Below are 10,706 nucleotides of genomic sequence, written 5' to 3'. Positions count from 1 at the left end.
GGGCGGGCTCAGGTGGACGTGTACAAGCTGGCCGAGGAGGTCACCGCCGGCCTGGAGGGCATGGAGGTGCCGCTGCGGGTCGCGGTGATGGGCTGTGTCGTCAACGGCCCCGGCGAGGCCCGCGAGGCCGACCTGGGCGTGGCGTCGGGCAACGGCAAGGGTCAGATCTTCGTCAAGGGCCAGGTCGTCAAGACGGTGCCGGAGCACCAGATCGTGGAGACGCTGATCGAGGAGGCCATGCGCATCGCCGAGGACATGGAGCCGGTCGACGGCGCCTCCCCGGTGGTCACCGCCTCCTGACCCGATCGGGATGCGAACCGCGTGGGCGGGGCCCGTCCGCGCGGTCCGGCCGGGTGCCTAAGATCCGCTAAGTGGGTGCTCATGCGCGCAGGTTGCCTGCGTTATCTGGCAGGCTGGGGAGCGTGTTGAGGCTTGCCGGGGCACGGGTGCTCGATGATCGGGACGTGTCGGCGGTGCGCGCGGTGCTCGACGAGGACCCGATCGCGTCCTGCATGGTCGCCGCGCGCGTGGAGATCGCGGGCGCGGACCCGTGGCGGCTGGGCGGCGAGCTGTGGGGCCTGGAGGGCCGTCCGGCCCGCAGCGGCCGGCTCACCGGCCTGTGCTTCTCCGGCCCGAACCTGATCCCGCTGGCCGGCAACCGAGCCGCGCTGCGGCACTTCGCCGACCGCGCGCTGCGCCGGCACCGGATGTGCTCCTCGCTGGTCGGCCCGGCCGACCTGGTGATGGGGCTGTGGCAGGAGCTGGAACCGGTGTGGGGGCCGGCCCGGGAGGTGCGGCCGCACCAGCCGCTGCTCGCCATGGGAGGCTCCCCGACGATCGCGCCGGACCCGCTGGTCCGCCCGGTCCGCCCGGACGAGCTGGACCAGTACCTGCCGGCCGCGGTGGCGATGTTCACCGAGGAGGTGGGCGTCGACCCGTGTCTTGAGGACGGCGGCGCGGGCTATCGGGCCCGGGTCGCCGAGTTGATCGCCGGCGGGCGGGCGTTCGCCCGGTTCGAGCGCGGCGAGGTCGTCTACAAGGCCGAGATCGGGGCGCTGTCGGCCAAGGTGGGCCAGATCCAGGGCGTGTGGGTGCGGCCGGACCGCCGCGGCCAGGGCCTGGGCGCTACCGGCACCGCCGCGGTGGCCGACCGGCTGGTGCGCGGGCTGGGCCGTACGGCCAGCCTCTACGTCAACGGGTTCAACGCGCCCGCGCGGGCGGCCTATCGCCGGATCGGCTTCTCGGAGGTCGGCCGGTACGCCACCGTGTTGTTTTGACCTAGTTCCGACCGGACGCACGGCCATATCACGCGAATTTGTCGGGGCCGGATGGCATAGTGCGGGCCGTGCCGAGAAAGCTGCCGCTGGCGATCGCGTTCGCACTGGTCCTGCCGCTGAGCGCGTGCGGCCTGTTCGAGTCGAAGCCCAGCCAGGACGACATCGCCAGGAACTTCCTGGCCGCCTTCGCCAAGGGTGACACCGCCGCGGCGGCCCAGCTCGCGGACGACACGAACGGCGCCAAGGCGATGCTGGACAAGGTCAAGGCGGCGCTCAAGCCCAAGGCCGTGACGCTGACGGCGGCCGCCTCGCAGCCGCCCAGCGGCGACACCGCGACGGTGCCGTTCAACGCCGACTGGAACCTCGGCGACGACCGCTCCTGGAAGTACCAGGGCTCGCTGGCGATGACCAAGGCCAGCGGCGACTGGAAGGTGCACTGGCAGCCCGAGGACATCCACCCGAAGCTGTCGGCCCAGCAGTCGATCGAGCTGAAGGTGCAGCAGCCCGACCCGGCGCCGGTGCTCGACCGCGACGGCGCGCCGCTGCTCGCGCCGACCCCGGTGATCGGCATCTCGGTGGACCGCAAGCAGGCCGGCGACCTGGGCTCGGTGGCCAACGCGCTGGCCGCGGCGCTGGGCCAGTTCGACAACACGATCACCGCCCAGTCGATCATCGACGGCGCCACCAAGACGCCGGACGGCCAGGTGTACTCGGTGATCAACCTGCGCGACTCGGACTACCAGAAGGTGCGTGCGCAGATCCACGAGCTGCCCGGGGTCAGCTTCGTCACCTCGACGCAGCTGCTGGCCCAGAACAAGGCGCTCGGCCCGCAGTTCCTGACGGCGATCAAGACGGCGGTCAACGCCCAGGTCGCCGGCGCGGCCGGCTGGCACGTGGTGACCCTGGACGCGGCCGGCAACGAGGTCAACGACCTGGCCGGCAAGGACCCGCAGGCGGCGCAGTCGCTGACCACCACGATCGGCACCAACTACCAGGCGGCCGCGCAGGCCGCGCTGGCCGGCGTGCCGCAGGCGTCGGCGATCGTGGCCATGCAGCCGTCGACCGGCGAGATCCTGGCCGTGGCGCAGAACGCGCCGGCCGACGCGCAGGGCCTGATCGCGCTGACCGGCCAGTTCCCGCCCGGCTCCACGTTCAAGATCGTCACGGGCATCTCGGCGCTGGAGGCCGGCAAGGTCACCCTGGACGGGCCGCAGGCCTGCCCCGGCACGACCACCATCGACGGCCGGGTCATCCCCAACGAGAACAAGTTCGACCTGGGCACGGTGCCGCTGCGCACCGCGTTCGCCCAGTCCTGCAACACGACGTTCTCCCAGATCGCGGCCACCCAGCTGACCAGCGAGCAGCTCGCCGACACGGCCAAGCAGCTGGGCATCGGCGCCGACTTCACGGTGCCGGGCGTGACCACGGTGACCGGCTCGGTGCCGGTGCCGACCTCGACCGTGGAGCGCGCCGAGGACGGCTTCGGCCAGGGCAAGGACCAGGTCAGCCCGTTCGGCATGGCGGTGGTCGCCTCCACCGTGGTGAAGGGCTCGATCCCGACGCCGAGCCTGATCCGCGGCACCCAGACCAAGGTCAACACGCCCGCGCAGCAGCCGGTGCCCGGCCCGGTGCTGGACTCGATACGGCAGATGATGCGGGCCGTGGTCACCGACGGCACCGCGAAGGCGATCAAGGACATCCCCGACGTGGCCGGCAAGACCGGCACCGCGCAGTTCGGCGACGGCACCAACTCGCACGGCTGGTTCGTCGGCTACCGCGGCGACCTCGCGTTCGCGGTGCTGCTGGTGGGCGCGGGCACGTCGTCGCCGGCCGTGGTGGTGGCGGGCAACTTCCTGCGCGCGGTGCACTGATCCGTCAGTAGATGCGGGTGGACGTGTAGAGCAGGTCGAAGTTGGTGTCGGCCGGCGTGCCGCCGCTCGTGTAGCAGCCGACATCGATCAGGGTGTGGTCCGGGCCGCTGTAGTCGTTGTTCTTGGTGATGACGCAGTAGCGGCCGACGCCTTCGGCGGTGACGTGCATGGTGCTCGGGAAGTAGCCGTTGCCGAATTCCATGTGGTACTTGCCGGTCGAGGTGGGAGAGAACTTCGGGCTGCTGGCCCACTGCATGCTCGGGTCGGCCGTCACGAGGTAGTCGCCGACGGGCTTTCGGCTGTCGTCCAGGAAGTTCTGGTTGTTGGCGACGCTCGCGGCGAACGCCGAGTCGACCGGGCTGCCCTGCTGGTTGAAGCAGGCGATGTCGACGGCGTTGCCGTTCCGGCCGAGGATCGAGCAGTGCTTCGGGTCGGAGCCGATGGGCGTCAGTTCCACCACACCCGTTGCGGCGCCGGCAAGTTGGGCGGTGTAGCGGCCGGGGCCGGTGTGCGCGACGGTGCCCGCGTTGCGGCCGTGCCGCCAGTCCGGGGCGAAGAAGTCGGCGCCAGGCAGGTCGTCGACCACGTACGAGCGAGTGCCGCCGGCGGCGAGCGGGTTGCTGCCGCTGCCGGCGGCGAAGAACACGAAGACCCGCATGTTGGTGGGAGCGCCGGCGTTGGTGAAGCAGTGGACGTCGATGATCTCGTCCACGCCGCTCTGGCCCCAGCTCGACGGCTGGCAGAACGCGCCCGCCTCGCTCACGTCGTAGGCTGTGACGATCACCGCGCCGCCGGGCGTGCCGGCCGCCGGCATCATGATCCGGTCCCAGCCGGTGCCCAGGTGCGTGGCCGTGGCGTGCCCGGCCGGCGGTGACTGCATCATCCAGATGCCCCAGACCCAGTTCGCCGTGCCGCCCGGGCTGTCGAGTCGGCGCGGTTGGCCGTTGTCGTCCTGCATGTCGTCGCGGGCGAAGCCCCAGCTGAAGGTGTGTGGCGCGGTGCTCGGGTCGGAGGTGCCAGAACCGGGCTGGCCGGGTTGTCCCGATTGGCCGGGCTGGCCCGAGGTACCAGGTGATTGACCGCCCTGACCCGGTGGGGCGCTGGTGGTCGCGCTGGTCGCCTTGCCGGGGGGACTGACGCCGGTCGTCGGCCCGGCGGTCAACCCCGGGCCCGGAGTCTCCGTCGTGCTGATGGTCGTGTCGGGCGGCGGGCCCTCCGCGCTCACGCCGGGAGCATGTCCGGACGCCGTCACCAGGCCCGCGACGAGCGCCGCCACCGTGCCGATGCCGGCGACCGCGCGCACCACCTGGATGTTGTTGGCGACGAACTGCTGCACCGAGGCCGGCACCTTCAGCACGCTCACCTGCACCGGCCGCAGCAGCGCGGCGAGGCCGGTCGTCGCCTCGGCCGGCGGGTTCGCCCGCTGCTCGACCTCGTGGGAGAGCCGGCGGATCCGATTCGCGGTGGGCTCGTCGACGGCGTCCACCCAGTCGCTGATCAGGGCGGCCAGCAGCTCCAACGCCTCTTCGAGCCGGCCGTCGGCGTACTTGCGGGCCGCGATCGCGTACCGGAAGGAGATCTCGTCACGCACCGACTTCGCGTGCACCGCCGCCCGCAGCCCGAGCGTCAGCACCCGGCCCCACTCGCTCCAGTGCCGGGCCGACATCAGCTTCGCCGCCGCGATCCGTGCCAACGCCAGCGCCAGGTCGTGGCGGCCGGCGTCGAGATTCACCAGCAGTGCCTGCTCGATCACCGTGATCGCGTCGGCGATCTGTTGCGCGTCAACGGTTTCCGTCACCCAGGCGGTGATCCGCTCGGTGACCCCGACGACGTCCAGCCGCTCGGCGAGAGGCTCGGCGACGCCCTCCGCGGCCTGGAAGCCGTTGTCCTGGAAGACAAGCGCGGTCTCGAGCAGCGTGGTTGCGGTGCCCTGAGTGGGAATGCCGGCGACGGCGGCGAGCACCGGCCAGCTCCACTCGGCCCGGTCCAGCGCGGCCAGGGCGAGCACCGCCGCGCGGCTCGGCTCGTCCAGCCACTCGACCAGGCGGGGCACGATCAGCTGGGCCTCGTCGGTGTCGAGCTCCGGCAGGAGCTGCCGCTGCGCGCACGCCACGGCCAGGTACCGGCCGAGACGGGCAACCAGGGCGGGGCGGTGGCCGTAGCCCTCGCACAGTTCGTGAACCCGATGGCGGGTGGCGGCCGGCAGCCGCCCGTTGAACCTGGACCGCAGCACCTGTCGGCTGGCCCGCACCGGAAGGCCGGCCAGCAGCACGTGCGCCTCGATGTCCTCGATCTCGGCGAGTTCCGGCCGGTCCGTGGCGATCACGAACACGCTGTCCGGCACGGCTTCCAGCAGATCGACGAGGTCATCGGGCGAGCACTGCGGGTCCTCGACGATCACCAGCGCCCGCAGGTCGGCCAGCACGTGCCGGGACACGTCCGGCGGGATCGTGCGGCGGCGCGGGTACTCGCAGCACTTCTGCGCCACCTTGAGCAGGATCGCGTCGGCGTCGGGCTGCTGCGGTTTCGGCCACACCAACGCCTGCATGTCGGGCACGGCGAGTCGGCCGGTGTAGGCGGCGTGGCGGAGCAGGGTGGATTTGCCGACGCCGCGCGGTCCGTACAGCAGGACGTGCTGTTCCTGGCCGAGGGCCTCGGCCAGCCGGGCCAGCTCCGGCTCGCGGCCCAGACACGCCGCGTTCCGCCGGCCGAGCGTGCGCGGCAGGTCGTCCCGTAACCGGATTTCGCCGATGCCGATCGGGTCCTTGCAGACCTCGTCGATCGGGGGGAGGTTGATCACGACCTGGTCGACGTTGGCGGCCTGCACGCCGTAGTTGTCGCCGTCGTTCCTGAACTGCGGGCCGTCAGCCACGGCCGGCACCCCCTCACGGTCGAGTGATGCATCGCACAGCGGGTTGGACCCGTTACGTCCCGTCAGTGCCGGTCCGGCACCGTTCCCGGGGGCCAGGTCGTAGGGTGATGACATGCCCGTGCGTGCCGCTCTCAAGCCCGGTGAGTTGTCTCCCCGGCGACCCGTCCCCAACCACATCCCGCGTCCCGAGTACGTGGACAAGCCGGCGCCCACGCGCAACAACGACCCGTGGGTGCAGCCGCCGGAGATCATCGAGGCGATGCGGGTGGCCAGCCGGCTCGCGGCGCAGGCCCTCCAGGAGGGCGGCAAGGCGGTCGCGCCTGGCGTGACCACCGACCACATCGACGCCGTCGTGCACGAGTTCCTGTGCGACCACGACGCGTACCCGTCGACGCTGGGCTACCGGAACTTCCCCAAGTCGTGCTGCACCTCGCTGAACGAGGTGATCTGCCACGGCATCCCCGACTCGACCGTGATCGAGGACGGGGACATCGTCAACATCGACGTCACCGCCTTCATCGGCGGCGTGCACGGCGACACCAACGCCACCTTCCTCGCCGGCGACGTCAGCGAGGAGGCCCGGCTGCTGGTCGAGCGCACGCACGAGGCCACCATGCGGGCGATCAAGGCGGTGCGGCCGGGCCGGCAGCTCAACGTGGTCGGCCGGGTCATCGAGTCCTACGCCAACCGCTTCGGCTACGGCGTGGTCCGCGACTTCACCGGGCACGGCATCGGCCGCTCCTTCCACAGCGGCCTGGTCGTGCTGCACTACGACGAGCCCAGCGTCACCACCGTGCTGGAGCCGGGCATGACCTTCACCATCGAGCCGATGATCAACCTCGGCACCATCGAGTACGACATCTGGCCCGACAACTGGACGGTCACCACCAAGGACCGCAAGTGGACCGCCCAGTTCGAGCACACCATCGTCGTCACGGAGACCGGCGCGGAGATCCTCACCCTGCCGTGATTCTCGTGCTTGGAAAGGACCATTCCTCTCCTCGAGTGAGAGGAATGGTCCTTTCACATCATCGTTGAGGCGCATCAACTCCGGGCGCTTGCCGGCGGGGCCGTCACGGCGACGGCGGCCGCGGCGAGCCTCGCCGCGAGGAGAAAACGTTGGCGCATCGGAGTTCTCGTCCGGCACCGATCAAGCCAGCGCTGCCACCAGTTCCGTGAGGGCGGCGGCGACCGGGATCGGGTCGGTGGCCGGCGCCAGGTGATTGGACGCCAGTTCCCGCACCGGCCAGCCGAGTTCCCGCGCCCTGGCCGCCTGTACGCCGTACGCCTCGGTCAGCAGCAGGTAGCCGCTGGGCCCGTCCCACTCCGCCGACGGCCGCTGCTCCTTGAGGAACTCGACGGCGACCTCCGGCTCCTCGTCGAGCATCTCCGCCCGCAGCGCCTCGTCGGCCACCAGCTCCGTGAACGGGTTCGGGGTGAACCAGTCCGACCAGCGCGGCAGCTGGCCCTCCCGCGCCGACGCCCGCAGCTTGGCGAACCGCGCCGGTTCCAGCTCGCGGAAGCTGTGGCCGGGCGTCGGCAGCTCGGCGTCCACGTACACCAGGGCCGACACCAGCTCGTCGAGCTCGGCGGCGAACGCCGGCAGCAGCGTCCCGGCGGCGCTGTGCCCGACCAGCACGGCCGGCTCCGCCAGCTCCACCTCGTCCATGGCGTCGGCGAACGCGCCGATCAGCCGCTGGTGCACGGGCGCCGCGCTGACCGTGACCCGGAGGTCGATGAGACAGGACTCGACGCCGCCGGCCGCGAGCGCGTCGGCCAGCGGGCGCAGGCTCGCCGGACCGAGATAGGGACTGTGTACCAGGACTACGGGCAGGAGACCGACAGCGGGCATGACGTGGATGATGGCAGCACAGTGACACGGGGAGGGAACTTTGGGCGCATTGCTTGTGGCCGGCACGACATCCGACGCCGGCAAGAGCGTGCTGGCGGCCGGCATCTGCCGCTGGCTGGCCCGTCGCGGCGTGCGCGTGGCCCCGTTCAAGGCGCAGAACATGTCCAACAACTCGGCCGTGACGGTCGAGGGCGGCGAGATCGGGCGGGCGCAGGCGCTCCAGGCGGCGGCCTGCGGGCTGGCCCCCAGCGTCCGGTTCAACCCGGTGCTGCTCAAGCCCGGCGGCGACCGCAGCTCGCAGGTCGTGGTGCTGGGCAAAGCGGTTGGCGAGGTCAGCGCGATGTCCTATCGGGACCGCAAGCGGGAGCTCTCCGTGATCGCCCAAACGGCCCTTGCGGAGCTCCGTTCGGAATTCGACGTAGTTATCTGTGAAGGCGCAGGTTCACCCACTGAGGTCAATCTGCGCGCCACTGATATCGCCAACATGGGGCTCGCCCGGGCCGCGAACCTGCCGGTGATCGTGGTCGGGGACATCGATCGCGGCGGCGTGTTCGCGCATCTGTACGGCACGCTGGCGCTGCTGTCGCCGGAAGATCAGGCCCTGATGGCCGGATTCGTCGTGAACAAGTTCCGAGGCGACCCCGCTTTGCTGGAGCCGGGACTGCGCCAACTGCGCGCCGTCACCGGCCGTCCGGTGTACGGAGTGCTGCCGTGGCGGGAAGATCTGTGGCTGGACGCCGAGGACTCGCTGTCCTATGTGGCCGATGGCGTGATCGGCCGTCCGGCCGCTCCGGTGGGCGGGCAGTGGCTGCGGGTGGCGGTCGTGCGGCTGCCTCGCATCTCCAACGCCACCGATGTGGAGGCCCTGGCCGGCGAACCCGGTGTGGCGGTGCGCTTCGTGACCGAGCCGTCACGGCTGACCGACGCGGATCTGGTGGTGCTGCCGGGATCCAAGGCGACGGTGTCCGATCTGGACTGGTTGCGCCGCACCGGATTGGCCGATGCTGTTCGATTGCATGCCGCGCGCGGGCTGCCGGTGCTGGGGATCTGCGGCGGTTTCCAGATGCTCGCCCGCACGATTGACGACGTTGTCGAGTCGGGCGTCGGCGAGGTGCCCGGCCTCGGTCTGCTCGACACGGCCATCGGTTTCGCGCCGGACAAGACGCTGACCCGGCCGGCCGGCAAGGCGCTCGGCCAGGCCGTCACCGGGTATGAGATCCACCACGGTCAGGTGCTGCGGCGGCCGGCGGAGCTGGACGGCCTCATCGAGCTGTCCGACGGCGCCGTGGAGGGCGCGGTGGCGGGTCCGGTGATGGGCACCCACTGGCACGGCCTGCTGGAGAACGACGGCTTCCGCCGGGAGTTCCTGCGCTGGGCGGCCGGCACGGCCGGCCGGGACGGCTTCACGGCCGCCGAGGGCACCTCGTTCGCCGCCGCCCGCACGGCCCAGCTGGACCTGCTCGGCGACCTCGTAGAGGAGCACCTGGACACCGAGGCGCTGCTGGCCCTGATCGAGCGCGGCGCCCCCGAGGGGCTGCGGGTGCTGCCGCCGGGGGCGCCGCCGCTCGACTGATCAGTGCGACGACGAGGTCTCGGTGGTGCTGGTCGGCGCGGTGGTGCTCGTCGCCGAGGTGCTCGGCTGCACGCCCCGGTCCACGTTCAGGATCGCCTTGGCCACGTCCGCGCCGCCCGCGCCGAGGCCCGACGAGTAGGCGGAGATGATCTGCTGCTCACGGGCCGGGTCGGTCTTCTGGCCGCCGGCCGAGGTGCGGATCTTCTGCACCGTCGCGGACGCCTCGCCGCGCTGCTTGAGCAGCTCGATGATCTGCTTGTCGAGACCGTCGATGATCTTGCGCTGCTCGGCGATCGACGCGTTCGGGTCCACCGTCGCCGGGGGGTTCGTCTGGCCGGCCGGCTGCGTGGACGTTGCCTCCTTGCTCGGCGAGCAGGCCGCCGCGGCAAGCAGGGCCACCCCGCCCAGACCGGTCAGCGCGGCCCGGCGGGACAGGCTGGAACTGCGGACGTCCATCGAGAACCTCACATAAGCAGGTCTTCGGCACGATCTTTGCCCTTGCGGGCCCGATCGTAGGACCTCGCCCGTCAGCCCCGTTCGGCGGTGTGCCGCTCCAAGAGCTCCTCGAGGAACGAGCCGGCCTCGCGGGCCGCCCGCTCCGGGTCGCCGGCCCGCACCGCGTCCAGGATCCCGTCGTGCGAGATCTGGCCGGACTCCACCGGCGACACGTTCACGGTGGCGGCCACGCTGGCCCGCACCACCTCGGTCAGGCCGCGGTAGAGCTCGGTGAGCAGCTCGTTGTGCGAGGTCTGGACGATCAGCAGGTGGAAGGCGGTGTCCTGCTCGATCATCGCCTCCCAGGCCTGCTCGGCGGCGGCCCGGTTGCGCTCGGCCAGCAGGGTCTCCAGGTGGACGATGTCCTCGGGTGTTCGGTGCTTGGCGGCCAGCCGCGCGCCCTCCACCTCCAGCGTCCGGCGCACCTCGAGCACCTCGCGCAGCTCCTCGCCGACCAGCCGGCGCACCGCGCCCGATAGTTCGCTCGTCGCCCGAACGAAGGTGCCGTCCCCCTGGCGGACTTCCAGCAGGCCGGCGTGGGCCAGCGCGCGCACCGCCTCGCGGACCGTGTTGCGGCCCACACCGAGGGCGCTGACCAGTTCGGGCTCGGCCGGTATGCGCTGGCCGACGGGCCATTCCCCGGACGAGATCGCCTTTCGCATCTGCTCGATTACCTGGTCCACAAGGCCAGTTCGGCGAGTAGTGGCCAACGGCACGGGGTCATCCTCTCGTCCGGACATCCTACGTTTGTCATAGTGTGACAGTG

Annotated in this window: 8 protein-coding genes and 1 pseudogene; 5 read left to right on the top strand and 4 right to left on the bottom strand. The window is 71.4% G+C overall.

What is annotated here, in order from left to right; all coding sequences use genetic code 11:
• The 3 genes and pseudogenes from BCF44_RS11940 to BCF44_RS11930 form a co-directional block, all read left to right on the top strand.
• A pseudogene (locus BCF44_RS11940) lies at window positions 1–300 on the top strand (flavodoxin-dependent (E)-4-hydroxy-3-methylbut-2-enyl-diphosphate synthase); the annotation flags it as partial.
• Between the two features lie 122 nt (window positions 301–422).
• Window positions 423–1,277: a GNAT family N-acetyltransferase gene (locus BCF44_RS11935; RefSeq protein ID WP_116174230.1), complete on the top strand. Its 855-nt coding sequence runs from the start codon at window positions 423–425 to the stop codon at window positions 1,275–1,277.
• 68 nt (window positions 1,278–1,345) lie between these two features.
• A complete protein-coding gene (locus BCF44_RS11930; RefSeq protein WP_246014955.1) occupies window positions 1,346–3,148 on the top strand; it encodes a penicillin-binding transpeptidase domain-containing protein in 1,803 nt (600 codons plus the stop codon).
• A gap of 4 nt (window positions 3,149–3,152) precedes the next feature.
• Here the strand turns inward: BCF44_RS11930 and BCF44_RS11925 are convergent, their stop codons facing one another.
• Entirely contained in the window at window positions 3,153–6,020 is a 2,868-nt protein-coding gene (locus BCF44_RS11925; RefSeq protein WP_147328468.1) for an ATP-binding protein, read from the bottom strand.
• A 112-nt stretch (window positions 6,021–6,132) separates the two neighbouring features.
• Between BCF44_RS11925 and map the strand changes: the two genes are divergently transcribed.
• Window positions 6,133–6,990 (top strand): type I methionyl aminopeptidase, encoded by an 858-nt coding sequence (map, locus tag BCF44_RS11920; RefSeq protein WP_116174227.1) that lies wholly within the window; start codon window positions 6,133–6,135, stop codon window positions 6,988–6,990.
• Window positions 6,991–7,170: 180 nt separating this feature from the next.
• Here the strand turns inward: map and BCF44_RS11915 are convergent, their stop codons facing one another.
• Window positions 7,171–7,872, bottom strand: a complete 702-nt coding sequence (locus tag BCF44_RS11915) for an alpha/beta fold hydrolase (RefSeq protein ID WP_116174226.1) — start codon at window positions 7,870–7,872, stop codon at window positions 7,171–7,173.
• A gap of 40 nt (window positions 7,873–7,912) precedes the next feature.
• Between BCF44_RS11915 and BCF44_RS11910 the strand changes: the two genes are divergently transcribed.
• Window positions 7,913–9,445: a cobyric acid synthase gene (locus BCF44_RS11910; RefSeq protein WP_116174225.1), complete on the top strand. Its 1,533-nt coding sequence runs from the start codon at window positions 7,913–7,915 to the stop codon at window positions 9,443–9,445.
• Here BCF44_RS11910 and BCF44_RS11905 read toward each other — a convergent pair whose 3' ends face one another.
• Window positions 9,446–9,901, bottom strand: coding sequence for a chorismate mutase (locus BCF44_RS11905; protein ID WP_116174224.1), 456 nt, complete (start codon window positions 9,899–9,901; stop codon window positions 9,446–9,448).
• A gap of 71 nt (window positions 9,902–9,972) precedes the next feature.
• A complete protein-coding gene (locus BCF44_RS11900; RefSeq protein ID WP_116174223.1) occupies window positions 9,973–10,656 on the bottom strand; it encodes a FadR/GntR family transcriptional regulator in 684 nt (227 codons plus the stop codon).
• Window positions 10,657–10,706 lie beyond the last annotated feature (50 nt).

Source organism: Kutzneria buriramensis, from assembly GCF_003387475.1.
GTDB lineage: Bacteria > Actinomycetota > Actinomycetes > Mycobacteriales > Pseudonocardiaceae > Kutzneria > Kutzneria buriramensis.
This window is presented reverse-complemented; position numbering and strand designations above follow the sequence as displayed.